Raw genomic sequence first — 24,314 nt, 5'->3', positions numbered from 1 at the left:
CGCGATGGTCGTCCGGCTCGGACGCACGGTAGACTCCGGACCTCGGGAGACTCGCTGGGGGCGTGCGATGGGCGGATGGGGGGGCATCCCGGCACGGTTTTCGCGGCGGACCACGGTCCGCGCCGGCGCGATCGGCCTGGCCGGTCTGTCGCTCGACGGCCTGTTGGCCGCCCGGGCCCGCGGCGCGACCGAGCGGCGGCGGAGCGTGATCTCGATCTTCCTCTCCGGCGGCCTCGCCCAACACGAGACGTTCGACCCCAAGCCCGACGCCCCCCCCGAGATCCGTGGCGAGTTCGCGGCGATCCCGACGCGCACGCCCGGCGTGCTGGTCGGCGAGCACCTCCCGCTCCTGGCGGCACGGAGCGAGTCGTGGGCGCTGTGCCGCAGCCTCACGCACCGCTCCAACGACCATTCCGCCGCCCATCACATCATGCTCACCGGCCGGTCCGACCTGCCGCCGGGGTTCGACCCCAACGGTCCGAAGAAGTCCGACTGGCCGGCGCTGGCGGCGCTGGCCAACCGTCTCCTGCCGCCGCGCGGGCCGTTGCCGGGCGCGGTCGTCCTCCCCGAGAAACTCGTCCACCGCACCGGGCGGACGATCCCCGGGCAGTTCGCCGGGCTCCTCGGCAGCGGTGGCGAGCCGTGGTTCCTCGAGTGCTCGCCGTTCAACGCCCGGAGCTACGGCGCCTACCCGACCCACACCTTCCACCACCACGACGGCGCCATCGGCGACGACCCGCCGCGGTTCCGGCCGCTCAGCCTGTCGCTCGCCGATCCGCTCGGCGGCGGCCGCCTCCTCGACCGCGTCGCCCTCCGCGACGCCCTCGACCGTCAGCGCGCGGCGTTGGCGGCAGGGGGCGAGGCGGGGGCGTTCGACCGGTTCCGCGGCATGGCCACGGCGCTGCTCCTCGAGCCCTCCGTCGGCGGTGCCTTCGACGTGTCCCGTGCCGACCCGCGGCTCGTCGAGCGCTACGGTGCCAACGCCTTCGGCTGGTCGCTGCTCATGGCGGCGCGGCTTGTCGAGGCCGGCGTGGCGCTGGTCCAGGTGAACCTCGGCAACAACGAGACCTGGGACACCCACGAATCGGCGTGGACGAACCTGCGGCGGTTCCTCCTTCCGCCGCTCGACCAAGCGCTCGCCACCCTCCTCGACGACCTCGGCTCGCGCGGGCTCCTCGACGAGACGTTGGTCGTGATGGCGGGGGAGTTCGGGCGGACGCCGAAGATCAGCACGATTCCGCAGGCCCGCGAGCCGGGGCGCGACCACTGGGGGCGCGTGCAGACGGTATTCCTCGCCGGCGGCGGGGTGCGCGGCGGCACGGTCGTCGGCCGCTCCGATCGCTTCGGCGGCGAGCCCGCCGACGCGCCGCAGCGCCCCGAGGACCTCGCGGCGACGATCTACTCCGCGCTGGGGATCGCGCCGGACACGCTCTGGCACGACGAATCGGGGCGTCCGTTCCCGCTCGCCGAGGGGCGGCCGATCCCCGGCTTCGGCATCTGACGGCCCCCGCGTTCCCTTCGGATGCCGCCGCCGTCGCGACGCTTCCTCGACTCCCGGGACGATCCTCTCATGGCCGACCACTCCGCCGCCCCGTCCACCCGGCGCGAGGCCGAGAGCCTCGCCGACCTGTCGCCCCAGCAGTGGAAGAGCGGCATCGCCGCCTGGCTGGGGTGGCTGTTCGACGGCCTCGACATGCACCTCTACACGCTCGTCGCGCCGCCGTTCGTGGCCGAGCTGCTCGGTGGCCTCGACCAGCGCGACGTCGCGGTCGGCCGGACCGCATCGATCATCCAGGCGGGGTTCCTCGTCGGCTGGGCGCTCGGCGGCGGCTTCTTCGGCCGGGTCGGCGACCGGATCGGCCGGACCCGCGCCCTCAACCTCACGATCCTCACCTATGCCCTGTTCACCGGCCTGTCGTTCTTCGCCCAGACGTGGTGGCAGCTGCTCATCTGCCGGTTCCTCGCCGCGCTGGGCATCGGTGGCGAATGGGCGGTCGGGGCGGCGCTGATCTCGGAAACCTGGCCGCGCCGCTGGCGGCCGTGGCTGGCGGCGGTCCTCCAATCGGCGGTCAACGTCGGCGTCGTCCTGGCGATGGTGGCGGGGATCCTCCTCGCCTCGTTCGCGCCGCGGACGGTGTTCCTCGTCGGCGTCCTGCCGGCGTTCCTCGTCGTCTGGATCCGCCGCGCGGTCCCCGAGCCGGAGGAGTGGCACGCCGCCCGGGCGAGCGCCACGGAAACCGCCCCCGGCGTGGCCGACCTGTTCCGCGGCGCCGTCCGCCGCACGACGCTGCTCACGATCGTCGTCTGCAGCCTGTCGCTGACGGCGCACTGGGCGTTCATGTACTGGTACCTCCAGCACCTCCGCAATCATCCCGACCTCGCCGGCTGGACCGAGGCGGCGAAGACGAGCTACGCCAGCCAGGCGATGATCCTGGTGATGGTCGCCTCGATCGCCGGCAACTTCCTCGCGGCGCTGCTCGCCCGGACTTTCGGCTACCGCCGCGCCATCGCGCTGTTGTGCGTGGCGTACTTCGGCGCGATGCTCCTGGCCTACTCGAGCCCCCGGCCCCACGGCGAGCTGTTTTGGCTGCTCGGGCCGATCGGCGTCTGCCAGGGGGTGTTCGGGCTGTTCACGATGTACCTGCCGCCGCTGTTCCCGACGCTCCTGCGGACCACCGGCGCCGGATTCTGCTACAACATCGGCCGCCTCGTCGCCGCCGCGGGGACGGTCGTGTTCGGGCTGTTTTCCAAGGTCGGCGACCATCGCCTGGCGCTGCTCTACGCGGCGTGGCTCTTCCTGCCGGCTGCGGCCGTCGCCTGGCTCCTCCCCGAACCGCCCGACGAATCGACTCCCGGAGCTGTCCGCTGACGGACCGGGCCGTTTCCCCTCCGCGAGGCCTCGATCGATGCCGCTCCATCGCGTTCCGACCGTGACCGTGATCGCGCTGGTCCTTTTCTCCTGGTGCTCCCCGCCCATGCACGCCGTCGCCCAGCCGCCGTCGACGAATCCCCTGGTCGCCCCGTGGAGCGGCCCGTACGGCGGGGTGCCGCCGTTCGACCGGGTGCGGACCGCCGACTTCGCCCCGGCACTCGAGGCGGCGATGGCCGAGCAGCTCACGGCGATCGGCAGGATCACCGCGGCGGCCGAGCCGCCGTCGTTCGAAAACACGATCGCTGAACTGGAACGGTCCGCCCGGCCGATGGAGCGGGTCCAGGCGGTGTACGGCGTGTTCACCGGCTGCATGAGTGACGACGCCCTTCGCGCCGTCGAGCGCGGCATGGCGCCGAAGCTCGCCGCGTTCGCCGACCGGATCTTCCAGGACGAGAAGCTGTTCGCGCGGATCGCCGCGGTCGACGAGGCCCGTGAGCGCTCGGGCCTCTCGCCCGAGCAGCAGCGCCTCACCTGGCTGACCTATACCGACTTCGTCCGTGCCGGGGCCAAGCTCGACGCCGCCGCCAAGCGGGAGCTGTCGGCGATCAACCAGAAGCTCGCCGAGCTGTCGACGCGCTTCGCCCAAAACCTCCTCGCCGACGAGACCGACCAGGCGATCGTGCTCGCCGCCGAGGCCGACACCGCCGGGCTGCCGGCGGATGTCAAGGCGGCGGCGGCGGCCGCCGCCGCCGCACGCGGCAAACCGGGGCAGTGGGCGATCCAGAACACGCGCTCGAGCGTCGAGCCGTTCCTCACCTTCTCGCCGCGCCGCGACCTGCGCGAGAAGGTGTGGCGGATGTTCGTCGACCGCGGCGACGGCGGCGGCGCCACCGACAATAATGCCATCATCGCCGAGATCCTCGCGCTCCGTGCCCGTCGGGCCAAGCTCCTCGGCTATCCGACCCACGCCCACTGGCGCGTCGAGCACGCGATGGCCAAGACGCCGGAGCGGGCGCTGGAGCTGATGGAGGCGGTGTGGAAGCCGGCCGTCGTCCGGGCCCGCGAGGAGGTGGCCGACATGCAGGCCGCGGCCGACCGCGAGGGGGCCGGGATCACGATCGAGCCCTGGGACTACCGCTACTACGCCGAGAAGGTGCGGGCCGCGAAGTACGACCTCGACGAGAGCGAGATCGTCCCCTACCTGCAGCTCGAGAAGCTGCGCGAGGGGATGTTCTTCATGGCCCGGGAGCTGTTCGGCTTCTCGTTCAAGCCGCTCGCCCCCGGCGCCGTGCCGGTCTACCACCCCGACGTCCGCGTCTGGGAGGTGGTCGACCCGGCGGGGGAGCACGTCGGGCTGTGGTACTTCGATCCCTACGCCCGCACCGGGAAGCGCTCGGGGGCGTGGATGAGCGCCTACCGGGCCCAGGAGGCGTTCGATAACGCGGTGACGACGATCGTCTCCAACAACTGCAATTTCGTGAAGGGAGAGCCGGGCGAGCCGGTGCTCGTCAGCTGGGACGACGCCACGACGCTGTTCCACGAATTCGGCCACGCCCTCCACGGGCTCTGTTCGGCGGTCCGCTACCCGTCGCTGGCCGGCACGGCGGTGGCGCGCGACTACGTCGAGTTCCCCTCGCAGGTCCTCGAGCACTGGCTCTCGACCCCCGAGATCCTCGACCGCTACGCGCTCCATTTCCGCACCGGTCAGCCGATCCCGCGCGAGTTGGTCGCGCGGATCGAGCGTGCCAAGCGCTTCAACGAGGGGTTCCGGACGGTCGAGTTCCTCGCCAGCGCCCTGGTCGACATGAAGCTCCACCTTGCCGGCGACGTGCCGATCGACCCCGACCGCTTCGAGCGCGAGACCCTCGCCACCCTCGGAATGCCGCGCGAGATCGTGATGCGCCACCGGACGCCGCAGTTCGCCCACGTCTTCGGCGGCGACGGCTACTCCGCCGCCTACTACAGCTACCTGTGGGCCGACACCCTCACCGCCGACGCCTGGGAGGCGTTCACCGAGGCGGGGGGCGCGTGGGACAAGGGCGTCGCCAAGCGGCTCCGCGACCACGTCTTCTCGGTCGGCAACACGATCGACCCGGCCGACGGCTACCGCGCCTTCCGCGGCCGCGACGCCGGGATCGACGCCCTGATGCGGAAGCGCGGCTTCGCGAAGGAGTGAGCCGCGCGCCTCAGCCGCGCCCGAGCCATGACGCCGCGTCGGCGTCGGAGGGCATCCGCCAGTCGCCGCGTGGCGACAGGCTCACCGAGCCCACCTTCGGGCCGTCGGGGAGCGCCGAGCGCTTGAACTGCTGGCTGAAGAAGCGCCGCAGGAACGTCGCCAGCGTCCGCTCGCGCTCGGCGCGGGGATAGTCGCGCGAGAACGCGGCGTGGTCGGAGAGGAAGAGGAGCTTCTCCGGCGTGAAACCGCAGCGGACGAAGCCCCACAGGAAGAAGTCGTGGAGCTCGTAGGGACCGAGCAGTTCCTCGGTCGACTGGGTGATGCCGCCGTCGGGCCCCGGGGGGAGGAGCTCGGGCGAGATCGTCGTCGCGGCGATGTCGCGGAGCACGGCCTCCAGCGCCGTCCCGGCGTGTTCGGTCGAGGCCACGTGCTCGACGAGAAACCGCACGAGCGTCTTGGGCACCGATGAATTGACGCCGTACATGCTCGTCTGGTCGCCGGCGTAGGTGCACCACCCGAGGGCCAGTTCCGACAGGTCGCCGGTGCCGAGGACGAATCCGTGGCTCATCAGCACCAGCGTCCGCTGGCGCGCTTGGACGTTTTCGAACACCAGGTCGTGGCGGGCGGCGGCCGGCAGCTTCGCCAGCCGGGCTTCGAGCCCGGCGACGTCGAGGCCGGCGGGGTCGATCCCGAACGGCCGGTGGCCGAGCGCCTTGAACGTCTCCAGGCAGACCGGGCGGATGTCGATCTCGGCGGCGGTCACACCGAGCCCGGCCATCAGCGCCCGGGCGTTGCCGCTGGTGCGGGGGGTCGTGCCGAACCCCGGCAGGGCAAACCCCCGGATCCGCGCGGCGTCGCGCCCCGCGGCGGCAAACGTCTTCGCCGCCACCAACAGCGCGAGCGTCGAGTCGAGCCCCCCCGACACGCCGAGCACCACCTCGGGCCAGCCGAGGTGCTCGAGCCGCCGCCCGAGCCCGGCGCACTGGATCCCGAACACCTCGGCGCAGCGCGCAGCGAGCGTCGCCGGCTCGCGCGGCACGAACGGCCGGCCGTCGACGTGGCGGGCCAGTCCGACGAGGTCGGCGGCCGGAGCGTCGAGCTGGACGTGCCGGTAGAGCCGCTGCTCGGCCCGTGCCGCCTCGCCGAAGCTGGAGATGAAGCGCCGTTCGCCGTCGAGCCGGTCGATGTCGACGTCGACCCCGGCCAGCCAGCCGCCACGGGCGGGGGTGCCGGGGAGGCCGACGCGCGGGCTCTCGACGAGGACCTGGCCGTTTTCGGCGACCAGGCAATGGCCACCGAAGACGAGGTCCGTCGTCGACTCGTCGGGGCCGGCGGAGGCGTAGGCGTAGGCGGCGACGCAGCGGCCCGACTGGTTGGCGACCAGCGCCCGGCGGTAGTCGTGCTTGGCGACGGTCTCGTTGGAGGCCGACAGATTGACCAGCAGCGTGGCGCCGGCGAGGGCGGCATGGCTGCTCGGCGGGATCGGCAGCCAGAGGTCCTCGCAGATCTCCGCGGCGATCACCAGCGCCCCGGCCGCGAACAGCAGGTCGGTGCCGAACGGGACCGGCTCGCCGAACAGGTCGATCTCGGCGGGGTCCCCCTGCCCTGCCCCACGAAACCAGCGCGACTCGTAGAACTCGCCGTAGGTCGGGATCGCCGTTTTCGGGACGACACCCCGCACGGCGCCCCCCTGGAGGGCGACGGCGCAATTGAACAGCGCCGGGCCGGCCGCCACCGGCATGCCGACGAACACGATCCGCGGCGCGCCTGCCGTCGCCCGCCGCACGGTGTCGAGCGCGGTGGTAGCGGCATCGAGGAGACGGCGCTGGCGAAACAGGTCGCCGCACGTGTAGCCGGTCAGGGCCAGCTCCGGGAAGACGACGACGTCGGCGTCGGCGGTCTGGTCGAGCTGGGCCACGAGCGCGGCGGCGTTGCGCGCCGGATCGGCGATCGCCACCGGCGGAGAGCAGACGGCGATGCGGTGGAACCCGTGGCGGGGCATCAGGGCGGTCCGGGGGGCGATCGGGCAGCGCGCGCCACCTGGCAAGAGTATGGCATCAGGCCGATCTGCCAGCGGCGGGGGCCACGAGGAGGCGAGGAGCCGCGATTCGGGCACTGAAGCGCACGCCCAGGTGATGTGCGCTGACCACCACACCGCGCACATCGCCCGCTCATGGGTGGGGTGTTGGTGTCTTGTGTTTTTTGTGTTTCCTCGTGTGTTTTTGGTTGATTCCCTAAAAAGTCGGGCTACCGTTAGGGGGTCCTTGGGTGGTATGCCTTGCGGTACTGTAAGCATTGACGAGAAATCGGGACATTGGTTGTCCACCTCGCTGAGTAGCGTTTTGCCGCAGAACGATGACAAGCGTCGGCCCTGGGTGGGGAAGGCATCGGAACGGATCGACGAGGCTTGTCTGTCCTCCAGATCGAGGAGCAGACGACATGGCAACGAAGCGCGGCATGGACAAGTCGGTCGGTGAGCTCGAAGCGGCGACATGCACGCTGATCTCGCGGTTCATCAGCGACCTCATCGGACGCGGCCCGCGTTCGGTGACGGCGACGCTGCGGGGCGTCACGTTGGTCGTGCTCCTCGAGGGCGTGCTCACGGCTGCCGAGGAGCGGCTCGTCGCGCTTCCCGACGAGCGGAAGAGCGGCTGCTCGATGGTCCGCCAGATGCGCGACCACATCATGCGCGGAGCGTGTCCGAAGTTGATCGACGAGCTCGCAGGCGCCCTCGGTCGGACGGCGGCGGGGATGTTTCACGACACCGCCCCGGAATTGGACCAGGAAGTGTTCGTATTCAGCCTGGCGCGCGAGAAACGCCAGCCGAAGCTCTCCTGACCGACGGCTGGCTTGCGGTTTTGCCGCTGCTGCCAGGTGCCCCTGACGTCTCAGCCGCTGTGTGGGGCGATCCACGCCAGCGCTGGTGCTGGTTGCCCTACTCTCTCGGTGGTCCCCGCGAGTGGTTTGTAGCGACGGGGAGGGCGTGATCGCGATTCCAAGCCGCGTTTCCGTGAGATCCGACGACGGCGATGCCAGCGGCGCGCGATTTGCCCCGATCAGACATCGGTCAGGTACCGCGAATGGGCCCGGAGCCCTCCGGGTGTCGCGGCTGGCCGGTCTTCAACGTCGCCGGGGGGGCATCATGGTGATCGCCGCAGGAACGTCGGGAACGGGGCACAGCAGCCGGTCGGCTCGTCGCTCGGCGGGGCCTCTCGCCTGCGTGCTGGTCGCCGCCCTGGTGGCGACCGCTGCCCACGCCCAGACACGGACGTGGGACGGTGGCGCTGCCGACGGCAACTGGACGAGCGCCGCCAACTGGGCTCTCGACACTGCTCCGGTCGCCGGCGAAGCGCTGCGCTTCCAGGGCACCGTCCGGACGACCAGCACCAACACGTTCGCCGCCAACACGGTCTTCGACAGCATCACGCTGGCGGCCGGTGGATTCACGCTCGACGGCAATGCCCTGCAGTTGTCGTCGTCGGGCACCGACATCGCCAATACGTCGTCAACCCAAAACAACGTCAACGTCGACCTCCGGGCGTCGAGTGGTGGCCTCACGTTCGCCTCGACCAGCTCCGGCCTGCTGGCCCTCAGTGGCGTCATCAGCGGCGGCGGTGGGATCACGAAGACCGGAGCGGGTCCCGTCGGCCTCGGCGGCAACAACACCTACACCGGCAACACGACCGCCACCGTGGGAATCCTCGGGATCTCGACTGCCAACGCCCTCGGCAGCCCGGTCGACGGAACGGTCGTCGCCGCCGGAGCCCAGTTGCGGGTGCAGCCCGCGGCGGGCATCACGGTCGCCGAGCCACTCACCCTCTCCGGCTCCGGTCAGGTCGGAACCGGCGGAGGCGCGCTGCGTTTGGCCACGGGCCTCGCCACATGGCAGGGGCCGATCACGCTCGCAGCCGACGCTTCGATCGGCGCGGCCGGCGGAACGGTCCTCACGCTCGATGTCCCCGCGGGCAACGCCATCACGGCCAACAACTTCAGTCTCCTGTTCGACGGTGCCGGAAACGTCACCGTCGTCGATTCGATCGCGCTGGGGAGCGGTTCGCTGACCAAGCAGGGGTCGGGGCTGACCACGCTCGGTGGCAATCTGTCGTTCTCCGGGACGAGTGTCGTCAACGCCGGCGGCCTGCTGATCAACGGCACGACCTCGAGCACCGGTCTGACGACCGTGAACGCTCCGAACAATGGCCGGATCGGCGGCGATGGCGCGCTTGCCGGCAGCCTCTCGCTGGCCACCTCCGCCAAGTTCATCTTCAACCCGTCGGCCACGCTCGATGTCGCCGGAGCGGTGACGCTGCCGAACACGTTCGGCGTCGGCAGTCTCGTCAACGCCGATGCCTCGGCGATCGATTGGACGGGGGTTGCCGACGGTACGTACACGCTCATCGGCATGACGACCTCGACGTTCGGCAACATCACGAACTTCGGGTTTGCCAACGCCTTCGATCTCGGTGGCGGCCGCAAGGCCTTTTTCCAGAACGGCGGCCTGCAGCTCGTGGTCGGCCCGGGGATTGCGATCCCGGAAATCGACCCGGGCAGCACGGGAGCCGTGGTGGCCCTTCTCGCCGGCATTCTCGGCCTCGGCGAGCGTCGCCGCCCGCGCCGCTGACACCTGAAGCGTCGCGGTCGGCCCGAATACTCCTCCGCATCGCCCGTGGCGCCCACCACCCTGGCTTTCCCCGGCGATTCCCGGGGAAAGCGGGCGGGCGAGAAGAACAGGCTCCGGTCGGAGTCGAACCGACGATGGCGGATTTGCAATCCGCTGCCTTAGCCACTTGGCTACGGAGCCGTGTGCGGGAGCTTTCCCTGACCCCTTCACGCTACGGCAACCCGGGAAGGCTGGTCAAGCAGTGACGGCGGCCGGGGGTCGAACCGGTCGGGCGCTTCGTGACGCGTGCACCGGACCCCGCGGAAAGATCGGCAGAATCCCGCGGCGGTCTTCAGTCTGCCCGTTCGGCGGCCCGCCGCCGCGGTTTGGCAGGCCCGGGGGCGGACCGATAGAGTAGCCGCCGACTCGGGGACCACGGACCGTGCCCCCGACCGACAGCCACCCCACCGGGAGCCTTTCGATGGCCAAGCAGGCGACGTGTGATTTCGGTCTCATCGGCCTCGCCGTGATGGGGGAAAACCTGGCGCTCAACGTCGCCAGCCGCGGGGTGCCGATCGCCGTCTACAACCGCACCGCGAGCGTCACCGACGCGTTTACCGCCGGCCGGGGCAAGCAGCCCCACGTGGTCGGGTGCCATTCGCTCGAGGACCTCGTCGCGGCGCTCAAGCCGCCGCGGAAGGTGATGATGATGGTCAAGGCCGGGCCGGCGGTCGACGACCTGATCCGCACGCTCACGCCGCTGCTCTCCAAGGGCGACATCCTCATCGACGGGGGCAATACCTATCCCGCCGACACCGAACGGCGCACCAAGGAGGTCGAGGCCAACGGGCTTTTGTACGTCGGGATGGGCGTCTCCGGCGGCGAGGAGGGAGCGCTGAAGGGGCCGAGCCTGATGCCGTCGGGATCGCCGGCGGCGTGGCCGGCGCTGAAGCCGATCCTCCAGGCGATCGCCGCCAAGGTCGGCCCCAAGGCCGACATCCCCTGCTGCGAATGGATCGGGCCGCGCGGCGCGGGCCATTACGTCAAGATGGTCCACAACGGGATCGAATATGGCGACATGCAGCTGATCTGCGAGGCCTACTGGCTCCTCCGCCAGGTCGCCGGCCTCGGCAACGACGAGCTCGCCGCCGTGTTCGCCGACTGGAACCGCGGCGAGCTCGACAGCTACCTGATCGAGATCACCCGCGACATCTTCACCGCCCGCGACCCGGAAACCGGCGAGTTCCTCGTCGACTCGATCCTCGACGCCGCCGGCGCCAAGGGCACGGGGAAGTGGATGAGCCAGCTGGCCCTCGACCTCGGCGTTCCCAGCACGCTGGTCACCGAGGCGGTCTACGCGCGGACGCTGTCGGCGATGAAGGAGGCGCGGACCCGCGCGAGTGCCAAGCTCGTCGGACCGTCGGCCACGTGGAGCGGCGACACGCAGGCGTTCGTCGAGGACGTGCGCCACGCCCTGTATGCCTCGAAGATCGCCAGCTACGCCCAGGGCTTCGTGCAGCTCGCGGCGGCGGCCAAGGAGCACGACTGGCCGCTCGACTACCGCTCGATCGCGATGCTGTGGCGTGGCGGCTGCATCATCCGGGCGCAGTTCCTCGAGCGGATCGCCGAGGCGTTCAGCGGCGACAAGAACCTCGAGAACCTGATGCTCGCCCCCTATTTCCAGCAGGCGCTGGCGAATGCCCAGACCGGCTGGCGGCATGTCGTCGCGACCGCCGCGGCCCACGGCGTGCCGACGCCGGCGTTCATGGCGGCGCTGGCCTATTACGACGGCTACCGAAGCGCCCGGCTGCCGGCCAACCTCCTCCAGGCGCAGCGCGACTACTTCGGATCCCACACCTACCAGCGCACCGATCGGCCGGGGACGTTCCACAGCGAGTGGCTCGACCTGCGGCGCCCGGTGCCGGCCCGGGGGAAGGCATAGATGGCCACGGCGCTCGAGCGGCTGTTCGGGCTCTCCGGTCGGACCGCGGTCGTCGTCGGCGGCACCGGCGTCCTCGGCGGGGCGCTGGCCGAGGGGCTGGCCTCGGCCGGGGCGTTGGTCGTCGTCGCCGGTCGGGGGGCCGACCGCGGCGCCGCCCGGGTCGACGCGATCCGCGCCGCCGGCGGGCAGGCGACGTTCGTCGCCGTCGAGGCGACCGAGCGCGGGAGCGTCGAGGCGCTGCTGGCCGCCACGCTCGCCGAGACGGGACGGGCCGACATCCTCGTCAACTGCGCCGGGGTGAACTCGGCGATCCCGTATTTCGAGATCCCCGACGACGACTACGACCGCGTCCTCGATACGAACCTCAAGAGCACCCACCTCGGCTGCCAGGTGTTCGGGGCGGCGATGGCCGCCGCCGGCGGCGGGGCGATCCTCAACCTCGGCAGCGTCTCCGCCGACAAGCCGCTGTCGAAGGTGTTCATCTACTCGGCGTCGAAGGCGGCGGTCGTCAACTACACGCAGAACGTCGCCCGTGAGCTCGCCCCGCGCGGGGTGCGCGTCAACGTCCTCTGCCCCGGGTTCTTCCCCGCCGAACAGAACCGGCGGATCCTCTCCCCGGAGCGGACGGCGGCGATCATGGGGCAGACACCGATGAACCGCTTCGGCAACCCGGAGGAGCTCGTCGGCGCGGCGTTGCTGCTCTGCGCCCCGGTGGCGGGGAGCTTCATCACCGGCACGGCGCTGTACGTCGACGGCGGCTTCACCGGGATGCGATTCTGACGGCCGATGCCCCCAGGACCGGGCGGCTGCCCCGGGAGCCGATGTCGCACACGATCGTGATCTTCGGCGCCTCCGGCGACCTGACGTCGCGGAAGCTCGTCCCGGCGCTGTGGAGCCTGTCGCGCGCCGGGGTCCTGCCCGCCGAGACGCGGATCGTCGGCTTCTCGCGGACGCCGTTCTCCGACGACGCCTGGCGGGCCGCGCTCCTCGAATCGACACGCGTTCATGCCGACGGCTTCGACGCCGCGAGCTGGCCGGTGTTCGCCGCGCGGCTCCACTACCAGCCCGGCGACATCGCCTCGCACGACGACGTCGCCAGGCTCGGCGAGCGGCTGGCGAGCCTCGAGGGAGCGGCAGGGGCGACGCGCGTCTACTACCTCGCCACCGCGCCGCAGTTTTACGAGCCGGTGGTCGCGGCGCTCGGCAGCCTGGGGATGGCCGCCGAGACGGCCGGACCGCGGCGGATCGTCGTCGAGAAGCCGTTCGGCACCGACCTGGCGACCGCGCGGCAGCTCAATGCCCGGCTCCACGCGGTGTTCAGCGAGAGCCAGGTCTACCGCATCGACCATTACCTGGGGAAAGAGTCGGTCCAGAACATCCTCGCCCTCCGCTTCGCCAACACGATCTTCGAGCCGGTCTGGAATCGCCGCTACATCGACCACGTCCAGATCACCGTCGCCGAGGAGGTGCCGGTGGGGCGCCGCGGGGCCTACTACGACTCGGCCGGCGTCCTCCGCGACATGTTCCAAAACCACCTCCTCCAACTCCTCATGATCACGGCGATGGAAGCCCCGGTCCGCTTCCAGGCGACGGCGGTCCGGAACGAGAAGGTCAAGGTCCTCGAGGCGATCCGGCCGCTGGAGCCCGCCGAAGTCGCCGCCGCCGGCGTCCGCGGGCAGTATGCCGGCTACCTCGCCGAGCCGGGCGTGGCGGTCGACAGCCGCACGGCGACGTTCGCAACGCTGCGCCTCGAGGTCGACAACTGGCGCTGGCAAGGGGTGCCGTTCTACCTCCGCAGCGGCAAGTGCATGTCGTGCCGGACGACGCAGATCGTGATCGGGTTCCGCCAGCCGCCGCTGGAACTGTTCGCGTCGTCGAAGCGGCGCGTGGCCCGTGAGGCCAACCGGCTCGTGATCCAGATCCAGCCCGCCGAGGGGATCCAGCTCCACTTCCACACCAAGGTCCCCGGCGCCGGGATGCAGTTGCGCCTGACCGACCTCGAGTTCAGCTACTCGCGCGAGTTTTCCGGGCGGTTGCCCGAGGCCTACGAGCCCCTCCTCCTCGACGTCCTCACCGGCGACGCCAGCTTGTTCGCCCGTGCCGACGAGGTGGAGAAGTCGTGGGAGATCATCGACCCCGTCGCCCGCGCCTGGGCGGGCAGCGACCAGCCGGCGCTGGCGCGCTATGAGCCGGGCCACTGGGGGCCGCAGGCCAGCGCCGACTGGATGGCGGCGCAGGGACGGACGTGGTTCGACACCTGCCCGGTGCTCACCGGACCCCCGGTGCCGACGTGACCACTCCCACGGCCGACAGGGGCCCGGCGATCGGCGGCGTCCGGCTCGGGTCGCCGCTGATCCAGGCGGCCCTCTCCGGGTACAGCGACCGGGCGATGCGGGTGCTCGCCCGCCGTCACGGCGCCGCCTACGCCCTCGGCGAAGTGCTCCTCGACCAGTTCGTGGTCACCGCCGGCCGCCACCCGCGCAACCGCGCCCGGCTCGCCGTGGCCGACGAGGAGCATCCCGTCGGGGGCCAACTGATGGGGGCCGACCCGGAGCAGTTCCCGCCGGCGGCGCTGAAGCTCGTCGAGGAGGGATTCGACGTCATCGACATCAACTTCGGCTGCCCGGTGAAGAAGGTGCTGGGCCGCTGCCGCGGCGGCTACCTCCTCGGCGTGCCCGAGACGGCACTGGAGATCGTCGCCCGCGTCCGCGACGCGGTGCCGCAGCACGTGCCGGTGACGCTCAAGATGCGCCGCGGCCTCGATGACTCGGCCGACAGCGCCGACCGGTTCTGGCGGATCTTCGACGGCGCGTTCGCTCACGGCGTCGCGGCGATCACGGTCCATGGCCGCACCGTGCAGCAGAAATATGTCGGGCCGAGCGATTGGTCGTTCCTCGCCGCGGTCAAGCGCCACGCCGGCGCGCGGACGGTGTTCGGCTCCGGCGACCTGTTCTCGGCCGAGGCCTGCCTGGCGATGCTCGAGCGCACCGGCGTCGACGGGGTGAGCATCGCCCGGGGGGCGATCGGCAATCCGTGGATCTTCGCCCAGACCGCCGCGCTGCTGGCCGGCGGCCCTCCCCTCCCCCCGCCGACGATCCACCGGCAGCGCGACATGCTCCGCGAGCATTGGGAGCTGGCGGTCGAACTCCACGGCGAGGCGCTCGCCGGCCGGCAGATGCGCAAGTTCGCCATCAAATACGCCCGCCTCCACCCCGAGCCGCGCGCCGTCCGCGACGCGTTCGTGGCCGTCAAGGTGAACGACGATTGGCAGCGGGTGCTCGACCGTTTCTACGCCGCCGACGGCCCGGGGCGCGATCCCTCGGCCGACGTCGACGAGACGGTCGATTGCTCCGCCGGCGACGCCGAGGGCTGAGCGCCGCGGAGGCCGATCGCCCGGCGAAGTCGCAGCGGCCGGCACCGGCGCCGCGGTCACGGCGGGCCGTCCCCGGCGTCGGCCAGGGCGGCGGACAGTTCGTCGCGGACGGCGGCGTCGGTCTCGACCGCGAGGCGGGCGGCGAGGGGCCCGCCCGCCGCGGCCGCGCCCGCCGCCCGCCAACGGCCCAGCGCCCAGGCGGCGGCGCCGCGGACCATCGCGACCGGATCGGCGAGTGCCGCGGCGAGCGCTGCCACCGCCCGGCGGGCGTGGGCGTCGTCGCCGCTGGCCGCCTGGTTTCCCAGCGCCACCGCGGCGCTGCGCGCCAGGCCGGCACGCTTGGCGCGGAGCAGCGGCGCGCCACGGAAGCGCCGGCGAAACGCCTCCTCGTCGAGCGCCAGGAGGTCGGCGAGGTCGAGCGTCGTCGCGCCGCCGCGCGGGGCGAAGGTCGGCTCGGCGCTGCCCGGCGCGAGCCGGTTCCACGGGCAGACGCGTTGGCACTCGTCGCAACCGAAGATCCAGTCGCCCATTCCCGGCCGGAGTTCCACCGGCACCGCCCCGCGCTCTTCGATCGACAGTGCACTCACACACAGCCCGGCGTCGAGGATCCGCGGTTCGACGAGGGCCCCCGTCGGGCAGGCGTCGAGGCAGGCGGTGCAGGTCCCGCAGTGGTCGACGTGGATCGGGGCGTCGCCCGGGAGGACGGCGTCGGTGAGCAGGGCCGCGAGGAAGAAATGGCTGCCGGCCCGTGGGTCGATGAGCATCGTGTTTTTGCCAAACCAGCCCAGCCCCGCCAGCCAGCCGAACTCGCGCTCCGCGAACGGCGCCGAGTCGACGACGCCGCGCGTCCGGCAGCCGGGAAGGCGCTCCTCGAGCCAGGCTCCCAACGCGTTGACGCGGCGCCTGAGGAGGTCGTGGTAGTCGTCGCCCCATGCGTAGCTCGCCACACGCCCGCGCCCCGGGGGAGCGGGGTCGGCGGCGGCCGGCGGGTGGTCGGTGGCGAGCATGATCGCGCTGCGGACGCCGGCGAGGAGCGTGGCCGGATCGCGGCGCAGTGGCTCGTGGGCTTCGAGCCAGCCGGCCATCGGCCCGGCGCGGCCGGCGTCGAGCCACGCGCGGAAGCGGGCGTGGACGAGTGGATCGCGGTCACCGACGGCGGCGATCCCGAGCCGGGAAAAGCCGATGGCGGCGGCGGCGGCGCGGAGCAGCGCGACCAGGTCGGGGGGCGGCGACGCGGCACCGGACGTGGAGGTGCAGGCAGGCTGCATCGGCGGGGGTGATCGGGAAACGGGGTTCGGGGCGGCAGGGCGGGCAGCGCGGCGTGGCGACCGACGGGCAGCCTGTGGAACTGGTCTGGACCGGCAGGTGACGATCGCTATTCTCCCCGCCGCGCCACCAGAACCCAACCGCCGTGGAGAGCCTGTCGTGCCCCAATCCACCTCCCGTCGCACGCCGGGGCCTGGCCGCGATGCAGCGGCTGCGGTTTCAAGGCTGTCCGCCGCGCACCGGCCGGCCTTGTGCCTGGTGGCGGCGACGTTGGCTTCGCTCCTCCTCACGCTCCTCGCCGGCTGCCAGACACCGCCGCAGGGGGCGACCCCGGTGTATGGCGCCTACCCGACCACGGTCCCACCGCCGGCCACCGGCATGACCGGCCAGCCGGCGCCCTACGGCGGCTACGTCGCCACGCCGCAGGGGGCCGCGTATCCCCCGGCCGCGCCGGTGATGCCCGGCCCGACGACGTCGGCCTGGCCCACCGCCGCCGCGCCTGCGACCGTCGCCGCGCCGTCGCTCGCCCCTCCGCAGGCCACCGCTCCCAATTCGTCGTGGACGTGGGCGCAATCGGGTCAGGCCGCCGCTCCCCCCACCATCCAGCAATACCCCCAGCAGCTGGCCAACCAGGCCAACCAATACGGCCAGGGCCTCAACCAGCAGGCGCAGCAGTACGCGGCCCAACTCCAGCAGCAACCGCAGCAGTTCGCCAATCAGGCGCAGCAGACGCTCGCCCAGCAGCAGGCGCAGCTCAACAACCAGCTCCAGGCGACCGCCAACCAGTACCAGCAGGGGTTCAACAACCAGCTCCAGCAGAACGTCCAGCAGGGGCAGCAGGCGCTGACCAACCAGGTGCAGCAGGCCCTGCCGCAGGCGCCGCAGCAGCAGACGGTCAACGGCAGCTGGTGGCCGTTCACCGACCCCGGCGGGCTGCCACCGGCGCGGACGACCCCGGCGCTGCCGGCCCGCTACTGAGCCGCGCGGCGGCGATCGGTCGCCCCGCCTCCCCGCCGGGAGACGGCCCGGGCGCTGGAGCGTGGTATCGTGGGCAGGGCCGCAGGTGCGGCATCCCCCCAGAGGCCCCGGTCCGATGCTCGACTTCCTCGCGCGCTTCGCGCTGCCGACGCGATCGGCGCTCGGCGCCGCCGACTGGCGGACGGTCGCGCGGATCGAGGAGCTGGCCCCGGCCTACGAGCAGCAGAGCGATGCGGCGCTGCGCCGCACGGTGCGGTCGCTGGCCTACCGCGTGAAGGCCGGCGAGCCGGTCGAGGCGGTGCTCGTCGAGAGCTTCGCGGCGACCCGTGAGGCGGCCCGCCGGAGCATCGGCCTGCGCCACTACGACGTCCAGCTTCTCGCCGGGGTGGCGCTGGTCCGTGGCGCGATCGTCGAGATGCAGACCGGCGAGGGGAAGACCCTGGTCGCGACGCTGCCGCTGGCGCTCTACGCGCTGGCCGGCAAGGGGGCCCACCTGGCGACGGTCAACGACTACCTCGTGCGCCGCGATGCCGAATGGATGGGCCCGGTCTACGAGAAGCTCGGGCTGTCGGTCGGCATCATCCAGTCGCAGATGGATTTCGACGTCCGCCGGTCGGCCTACGCCGAGGACATCACCTACGGCACCGCCAAGGAGTTCGGCTTCGACTTCCTCAAGGACCGGCTGATGGCGCGCGAGATCGCCGAGGGGCGCGGCGACCTGGGCGCGGCGCTCACCGGCCGCCACGGGGCCGGCGCGCCGCGCCTCCTCCAGCGCCCCTACTGGTTCGCGCTGGTCGATGAAGCCGACAACGTCCTCATCGACGAGGCGCGGACGCCGCTGATCATCTCGGCGCCACCGGGGCAGGCCCAGGCGGTGCAGCAGAAGCTGTTCCGGTTCGCGGCCCAGGCCGCCGAGGCGCTCGACGCCACGGAAGACTTCGAGTTCGACCCGCAGAAGAAGAGCTGCGAGCTGCTCGGGCCCGGGCGGAGCCGCGTCCGCGCGATGCCGCGCTCGACGCTCCTCGACCAGCTCAGCTTGCTGGCGATCTACGAGGCGGTCGAGCGCGCGGTCCGCGCGAAGGTCGCCTTCATCCGCGACCGGCAGTACGTCGTCCGCGACGGCAAGATCGTGATCATCGACGAGTTCACCGGCCGCGCCGCCGAGGGGCGGACGTGGCGCGACGGGCTCCACCAGGCGGTCGAGGCGAAGGAGGGGGTCGAGGTCACGGTCCCCTCCGGACATGCCGCCCGGATCACGATCCAGGACCTGTTCGCGCGCTGGCCGCATCTCGGCGGGATGACCGGGACGATCGCCTCCAGCGGCCGCGAGATCAGCCGGACCTACGGCGTCGCCGTCGCCCTCGTGCCGACCCACCGGCCGGCGATCCGCCGCCGGCTCCCCGCGGTCGTCACCGCGACGCAGGGGGAGAAGTTCGCGCGGATCGTGGCCGAGACGGCCGAGCTCCACGCCGCCGGGAGGCCGGTGCTGATCGGCTCGCGTTCGATCGACCGGTCGGAGGAACTCTCGCGCCTCCTCACCGCGGCCGGCCTCGAGCACACCGTGCTCAACGCCCGCCACATCGAGCGCGAGGCGGAGATCGTCGCCGCCGCCGGCCAGCGCGGGCAGATCACGGTGTCGACGAACATGGCCGGCCGCGGCACCGACATCAAGCTCGGCCCCGGCGTCGAGGAGCTCGGCGGCCTGCACGTGATCTGCACCGAGCTCCACGACTCGCAACGGATCGACCGCCAGCTCGTCGGCCGCTCCGGCCGCCAGGGAGACCCGGGCACGTGGCGGCAGTACGTCGCCCTCGACGACGAGATCCTCGTCGGCGCCCACGGGCCGGAGAAGGCGGCGCGGATCGTCGCCCGGCAGCGTGGGCGGCTCGACGCCGATCCCGAGGGCGTGCTGCGGGTGTTCCAGCGTGCCCAGCGGATCGTCGAGGCGCGGCACGTGCGCCAGCGGCGCGTGCTCGAATACGTCGAGCGCCAGCGGGCCGAGGCCCACATCCAGATGAGCCAGGATCCCTACCTCGACGCCGCCTCGTGACCGTCCCTGCCCGCGACGCGGAGGCGGGGCAACCTGGGCCGCCGGCGGGGTTGGCTGGCGGGGAAATTGGCGTTGACGCGGGGTCCCGGCCGATGGGACCGTCGCAGGTTGCCACGTCCGGCGGCGGTTCGGCGCCGGGCCTGTCGAGGGAGCGACCGTGACCCGTCATCGGCCCATGTCCCGCGCCTGGCACGTCGGCTGGCTGCGCGCGGCCGCGGCAGTGGCCGCGGCACTGCCGATCCCCGGTGCGGCGCAGCCACCCGCCGACGAATCCGCCCCGGCCGACATGGTGCCGGTCGTCGCCCCGGCACCGGAGGATGACGCGCCGGCCGATGCCAAGCCCCCCCCGCCGTTCGCTCCCCCTCCGCCGTTCGGCGCGCCCGCTGCCGCGGCACCGCCCCTGCCGGCCGAGCTCCCCGCCGCGCGCGGCAGCGACGGCACGATCTCCGTGCTCGTCGCTCCGCCCCCCGACCAGGAGCTCGGCCTGGTGCCGGTGGTGCCCCCGGCACGGCTGACACCCGTCGCTCCCGGCACGAACGCACCGGCGACGGGTGGGCCCGCGTTGCCGACGGCCGTCGCTTCCCCGACCGCGCCTTCGCCACCGCCTCTGGGCTCGGCACCGCTCCACGCCCCCCCGGCGACCGGCGGCGAGCCCCCGGCGGCCGAGGTGCTCGGCCGGCTGCTCGCCGAGCCGGCACCGAACGATCCGGAGCTCGGCTGGGGCCGGCCGTTGACCCTCATCGAGGCGCTCGAACGCCCCGGCGATCGCGCCCGCCGCCTGTGGATCGCGCAGGCCTACTGGAAGGCGACGGCGGCGGTGATGGTCGTCCGGGCCCGCGTCGACGCGGTCGAGCGGCTGGGGCTGGTGGCACCGGGGGGCGATGCCCGCGACCGCGACACGATCGCCGCCGCGGTCTCCGCCGCCGTCGCCGATCTCGACACCGCCCGGGCGGAGTTGGCCGGCGCCCGGCAGGAGCTCGCCGACCTGTCACGCCTGCCCGCCGGAGAACCGTCGCCGTGGCCGGTCGATCGGCCACTGGCAGTTCCGTACCAGACGCACTTCGCGACGATCTTCGCCACCCGGGCGACGACCGGCCGCGTCCGGGCGATCGATCGGATGCTCCCCTCCCGCCACGCCGCCGTCGAGGCGCGCGCCCGGGCGGTGGCCGGCGCCCGCCGCGCCGCCGCCGCGGCCGAGGAGGACCATGCCCGGGGCACGTGTCCGGTCGAGGCGGTGCTCGTCGCGCACGAGCGGCTGACCGCGAGCGAGTGTGACTTCGCCCGCGACGTCCGCACCTACAACACCGACGTCGCGGAATACGTGATGGCCGTCGCCGACACGGTGGTGCCCGAGGAACAGTTCGCCCGGATGCTGATCGGCACGCCGCTGCCGTGGCGGGTGCCGGACCCGGTCGCGGCCGCGCCGGGCGGGGTCCTCGTCGGCGGTGCGGTGTCGTCCGGCGGAGGACCGCCGCTGCTCACGCCGCCCCCGGTCCTCGTGCCCCCGCCCACCGCCGTGCCGATCGGCAACTGATCGCCCCGGCACACCGGCGCCGGTTTCGGCACCGGGTGCCCGGGGCGTACGATGGCGGGATGATGTCCGCCGAACCGTCCCCTCCCTCCCCTGCCCCGGTGGCGCCTCTGCGCCTCGGCGGGCTCGTCGTCGACCCGCCGGTGCTCCAGGCGCCGATGGCGGGCTACACCAACTTCGCCTTCCGGCAGGTCGTCCGGTCGTTCGGCGGCGCCGGGCTGTTGGCGACGGAGATGATCGCAGCGCGGAGTGCCGCCTGGCTCGAGACCCACCGCGGCGAGCACCCCGACCGGCTGTGGGGCGTGCGCGACGAGCCGCGGCCGCTGGCGGTGCAGATGTGGGACAACGATCCCGACAACCTCGCCGCCGTCGGCCGGCGCCTGGCGCGCGACTTCGCCGTCAGCGTCGTCGACCTCAACTTCGGTTGCCCGGTGCGCCAAGTCACCGAGAAGGCCCACAGCGGGTCGTGGCTCCTCCGCGACCCGGAGCGCGTCGGCACGATCGTCCGCCGCGTGGTCGAGGCCTGCGACGGCGTGCCGGTCACGGCCAAGATCCGCCTCGGCTGCTCCGACTCCTGCCGGACCGCCGTCGAGGTCGCGCAGCGCGTCGAGGAGGCGGGAGCTGCCGGCCTCACGGTCCATGGCCGGGTGGCTGCGCAGTTCTTCACCGGCCGGGCCGACTGGGATGCGATCCTGGCCGTGAAGCGCGCCGTCGGGCGGATGCCGGTGATCGGCAATGGCGACGTCACCGGCGCCGCCGTCGCGGTGGAGCGGCTCCGCAGCGGAGTCGACGGCGTGATGATCGCCCGCGAGGCGCTCGCCCGCCCCTGGATCTTCGCGCAGGTGGCGGCGCTGCTGGCCGGACGTGAACCCCCACCTGATCCGAGCCTCGCCGAGCAGCGCGAGATCGTGCTGTTCCACTATGGTCTCGTCTGCCGCCGGTTCGGCGTCGAGCGCGGCACGCTGCTGATGCGAAAATTCGCCTGTTCGTACGCCCAGGGTCTGCCCGGGGCCCGCGAGTTCCGCGGCCGGGTGTCGCGGGTGACGACGGCGGCCGAGTTTCTCGAGGCGATGGCAGGCTGGTTTTCCGGGCAGCCGCGGAATCGAGCCGCCGGTGCCGGTGTCGATCAGGCGGTAATTTCCGCAGGCGGAATTGTCGAAAATCCCGCGGGGTCTACACTGCCTGCATGAGCCGTATTCCCGACGACGACATCCGCCCGACCGACACGCCGTTGCTCGATGTGCTCCGCGCTTCGGGGCCGCACGGAGTGGGTGATCTGGCCCGGGCGCTCTTCGTCACGCCGACGGCCATCCGGCAGCGCCTTGCCCGCCTCGAACAGGCCGGGATCGTCGCCCGGACGACCGGCACCGCTGCCGTGGCCGCGCGGGGGCGTGGCCGTCCGTCCCACAGCTTCGCCCTCAGCGAGAAGGGGCGGAGGCTCGGGGGGGAAAACTACCGCGACTTGGCGCTCGTTCTGTGGAACGAAGTCCGGGCGACGGCGGATCCGGCCGTCCGGCGCGGCCTGCTCGGCCGGATCGGTGCCGGCTTGGCGTCGCTGGTCGATGCCGAGGTCGAGGGCACCTCCCCCGAGGAGCGGCTCGCCAGCGCCGCCGACCTGCTGCGGCGCCGGCGCGTCGCCGTCGAGTTCCGTGACGGCGCCGCGGAACCTGCCGGCGACGACGGCCGCCCCGGACCGTCTTCGCTCATTTCGCACAGCTGTCCGTACCCCGGGCTCGCCGAAACCGACCGCGGCATCTGTGCCGCCGAGCGCGTGATGATCGAGGAGGTGGTCGGGGCACCTGTGCGCCTCTCCGAGTGCCGTCTCGACGGCGGCGACTGCTGCCGATTCACGCTCGTACCGCTCCACGCCACCGCTACCACCCCCGGCTGAGGCCCACCGCGTCGTCCACCCGTTTCCCGGAGTTGCCATGTCCCCCCCCACCGCACCGTCGCTGCCCGCTGCCGGCCGTCCCTGGATCGAGGGGCGGTTCGAGGAGAACCTCGTCCTGACCACCGTCGAGCAGGCGATCAACTGGGCTCGGCAATCGAGCATCTGGCCGATGACGTTCGGCTTGGCGTGCTGCGCCATCGAGATGATGGCCGCCGGTGCGAGCCGCTACGACCTCGACCGGTTCGGCGCGGGGGCGTTCCGGGCAACGCCTCGGCAGGCCGATTTGATGATCGTGGCCGGCACGGTGACCTACAAAATGGCCAGCCGTGTGCGGCGGCTCTACAACATGATGCCCGATCCCAAGTACGTGATCGCGATGGGTGCTTGCACCACCGGGGGTGGCCCGTACTTCAAGTGGGGCTATCACGTAGTCAAGGGTGTCGATCTGGTGGTCCCGGTCGACGTCTACGTCCCCGGCTGCCCGCCCCGCCCCGAGAGCCTCCTCGAGGGGTTGATGCGGATCCAGGACAAGATCCTCGGCCAGCGGATCGCGCGGCGGCCCGACGGCGGCAAGATCGAAGACGAGCTGCCGGTGCCCCACCATTCCGGCCACGTCATCTCGCCGATCGCCGACGGCGAGCTCGTGTTCTCGCACCAGAAGGTCCAGCCCTGACATTCTCCGCCGCGACGGCGTCGCGGCGCGGTGGTCATGGATGTGGGCGGCGCGCCGTTCGGCCGCGTCGTGACGGTTTTCCCGGCGCGGGTAGCGCGTCGCAACAGGAGCGTGTCGATGGCGGGTGAAGTGGCGGGCGAACGGCTGGTGGTGCGCGGGCTGCACGTCGCCGTCGACGGGCAGGAGATCCTCCGTGGCGTCGATCTCGAGATCGGCCGCGGCGAGGTCCACGCGCTGATGGGGCCCAACGGGTCGGGCAAGAGCACGCTCGGCTACGCGATCATGGGCCATCCCTCCTACGAGGTCACTGCCGGGAGCATCACGCTTGTCAGCGCCGACGGCGCCGAGCGCGACCTGCTGGCAATGGAACCCGACGAGCGCGCCCGGGCCGGCGTGTTCCTCGCCTTCCAGCGGCCGATGGCGATCCCCGGCGTGCGGCTCGCCGATTTCCTCCGCCACGCCGTCACCAACGTCCGCAACCCGGAGCGGAAGGAAGGGGAGGAGCTGATCCCGATGCGGGAGTTCCGCGGCGAGCTCAAGGCAAAGATGGCCGACCTGTCGATCGACCAAGAGTTCGCCCGCCGCTACGTCAACGACGGCTTCTCGGGGGGCGAGATGAAGCGCGCCGAGATCCTCCAGCTGGCGATGCTGCGGCCGCGATTCGCGATCCTCGACGAGACCGACAGCGGCCTCGACGCCGACGCCGTCCGGCTCGCCAGCGAGAGCATCGCCCGGATCGGCGGGGCGGAGATGGGGATCCTGATCATCACCCACCACGAGCAGCTCCTCGAGCACAACATCCCGCTCCGGACCCACGTGATGCTCGGTGGGCGGATCGTCGAGAGCGGCGGGCCGGAACTGGCCGCCGAGCTCCACAAGCGGGGTTACGAGCGGATCCGCGCGGCATATCCGGAGGCAGCCGCCGCCGAGCGCGCGGCTGCGGAGGCAGCGGTCTGACGATG

General features: G+C 72.3%; 18 protein-coding genes and 1 tRNA gene. 16 read left to right on the top strand and 3 right to left on the bottom strand.

Annotated features, from left to right (window positions below; genetic code table 11):
- Window positions 1-67: 67 nt before the first annotated feature.
- From FJ309_04745 to FJ309_04735, 3 genes are all read left to right on the top strand, one after another.
- A complete protein-coding gene (locus FJ309_04745) occupies window positions 68-1,501 on the top strand; it encodes a DUF1501 domain-containing protein (protein ID MBM3953911.1) in 1,434 nt (477 codons plus the stop codon).
- A gap of 69 nt (window positions 1,502-1,570) precedes the next feature.
- Window positions 1,571-2,869: an MFS transporter gene (locus FJ309_04740; GenBank protein MBM3953910.1), complete on the top strand. Its 1,299-nt coding sequence runs from the start codon at window positions 1,571-1,573 to the stop codon at window positions 2,867-2,869.
- A gap of 37 nt (window positions 2,870-2,906) precedes the next feature.
- Window positions 2,907-5,048 carry a M3 family metallopeptidase gene (locus FJ309_04735; GenBank protein MBM3953909.1) on the top strand — a complete coding sequence of 714 codons (2,142 nt, stop codon included), beginning with the start codon at window positions 2,907-2,909 and terminating at the stop codon, window positions 5,046-5,048.
- 10 nt (window positions 5,049-5,058) lie between these two features.
- Here the strand turns inward: FJ309_04735 and FJ309_04730 are convergent, their stop codons facing one another.
- Complete coding sequence (locus FJ309_04730) at window positions 5,059-7,050, bottom strand: NAD(+) synthase (GenBank protein ID MBM3953908.1); 1,992 nt, start codon at window positions 7,048-7,050, stop codon at window positions 5,059-5,061.
- Window positions 7,051-7,403: 353 nt separating this feature from the next.
- Between FJ309_04730 and FJ309_04725 the strand changes: the two genes are divergently transcribed.
- On the top strand, window positions 7,404-7,886 hold the full coding sequence (locus FJ309_04725) for a DUF2294 family protein (GenBank protein ID MBM3953907.1): 483 nt from the start codon (window positions 7,404-7,406) through the stop codon (window positions 7,884-7,886).
- Window positions 7,887-8,190: 304 nt separating this feature from the next.
- Window positions 8,191-9,669: a hypothetical protein gene (locus FJ309_04720; protein ID MBM3953906.1), complete on the top strand. Its 1,479-nt coding sequence runs from the start codon at window positions 8,191-8,193 to the stop codon at window positions 9,667-9,669.
- Between the two features lie 108 nt (window positions 9,670-9,777).
- On the opposite strand, the gene FJ309_04715 is transcribed toward FJ309_04720, so the two are convergent.
- Window positions 9,778-9,849 (bottom strand) — tRNA-Cys (locus FJ309_04715).
- Between the two features lie 280 nt (window positions 9,850-10,129).
- Between FJ309_04715 and gndA the strand changes: the two genes are divergently transcribed.
- From gndA to FJ309_04695, 4 genes are read left to right on the top strand one after another with little or no spacing between them, the layout of a single operon-like run.
- Window positions 10,130-11,590 (top strand): NADP-dependent phosphogluconate dehydrogenase, encoded by a 1,461-nt coding sequence (gene gndA / locus FJ309_04710; GenBank protein ID MBM3953905.1) that lies wholly within the window; start codon window positions 10,130-10,132, stop codon window positions 11,588-11,590.
- Window positions 11,591-12,370, top strand: a complete 780-nt coding sequence (locus tag FJ309_04705) for an SDR family oxidoreductase (GenBank protein MBM3953904.1) — start codon at window positions 11,591-11,593, stop codon at window positions 12,368-12,370. It begins immediately after the preceding gene.
- Window positions 12,371-12,411: 41 nt separating this feature from the next.
- Entirely contained in the window at window positions 12,412-13,884 is a 1,473-nt protein-coding gene (gene zwf, locus FJ309_04700) for a glucose-6-phosphate dehydrogenase (protein ID MBM3953903.1), read from the top strand.
- A complete protein-coding gene (locus FJ309_04695) occupies window positions 13,812-14,963 on the top strand; it encodes a tRNA-dihydrouridine synthase family protein (GenBank protein ID MBM3953902.1) in 1,152 nt (383 codons plus the stop codon). Before zwf ends, FJ309_04695 begins: the two co-directional genes overlap by 73 nt.
- A gap of 56 nt (window positions 14,964-15,019) precedes the next feature.
- Here the strand turns inward: FJ309_04695 and queG are convergent, their stop codons facing one another.
- On the bottom strand, window positions 15,020-16,231 hold the full coding sequence (gene queG / locus FJ309_04690) for a tRNA epoxyqueuosine(34) reductase QueG (GenBank protein MBM3953901.1): 1,212 nt from the start codon (window positions 16,229-16,231) through the stop codon (window positions 15,020-15,022).
- Between the two features lie 268 nt (window positions 16,232-16,499).
- Here queG and FJ309_04685 point away from each other — a divergent pair, with 268 nt between their 5' ends.
- The 7 genes from FJ309_04685 (at window position 16,500) to sufC (ending at window position 24,309) form a co-directional block, all read left to right on the top strand.
- Window positions 16,500-17,207: a hypothetical protein gene (locus FJ309_04685; GenBank protein ID MBM3953900.1), complete on the top strand. Its 708-nt coding sequence runs from the start codon at window positions 16,500-16,502 to the stop codon at window positions 17,205-17,207.
- Window positions 17,208-17,322: 115 nt separating this feature from the next.
- Complete coding sequence (locus tag FJ309_04680; protein ID MBM3953899.1) at window positions 17,323-19,257, top strand: preprotein translocase subunit SecA; 1,935 nt, start codon at window positions 17,323-17,325, stop codon at window positions 19,255-19,257.
- A 175-nt stretch (window positions 19,258-19,432) separates the two neighbouring features.
- On the top strand, window positions 19,433-20,791 hold the full coding sequence (locus FJ309_04675) for a hypothetical protein (protein MBM3953898.1): 1,359 nt from the start codon (window positions 19,433-19,435) through the stop codon (window positions 20,789-20,791).
- A gap of 62 nt (window positions 20,792-20,853) precedes the next feature.
- Window positions 20,854-21,978, top strand: coding sequence for a tRNA-dihydrouridine synthase (locus FJ309_04670; GenBank protein MBM3953897.1), 1,125 nt, complete (start codon window positions 20,854-20,856; stop codon window positions 21,976-21,978).
- The gene (locus tag FJ309_04665) at window positions 21,975-22,679 is read left to right on the top strand and encodes a MarR family transcriptional regulator (protein ID MBM3953896.1); all 705 of its coding nucleotides are present in this window, start codon (window positions 21,975-21,977) and stop codon (window positions 22,677-22,679) included. Before FJ309_04670 ends, FJ309_04665 begins: the two co-directional genes overlap by 4 nt.
- A 37-nt stretch (window positions 22,680-22,716) precedes the next feature.
- Window positions 22,717-23,352 (top strand): NADH-quinone oxidoreductase subunit B, encoded by a 636-nt coding sequence (locus FJ309_04660; protein ID MBM3953895.1) that lies wholly within the window; start codon window positions 22,717-22,719, stop codon window positions 23,350-23,352.
- 117 nt (window positions 23,353-23,469) lie between these two features.
- A complete protein-coding gene (gene sufC, locus FJ309_04655) occupies window positions 23,470-24,309 on the top strand; it encodes a Fe-S cluster assembly ATPase SufC (GenBank protein MBM3953894.1) in 840 nt (279 codons plus the stop codon).
- Window positions 24,310-24,314: the final 5 nt, after the last annotated feature.

The sequence above is a fragment of the Planctomycetota bacterium genome, from assembly GCA_016872555.1.
In the GTDB taxonomy this organism is placed as follows: Bacteria; Planctomycetota; Planctomycetia; order Pirellulales; family UBA1268; genus F1-20-MAGs016.
This window is presented reverse-complemented; position numbering and strand designations above follow the sequence as displayed.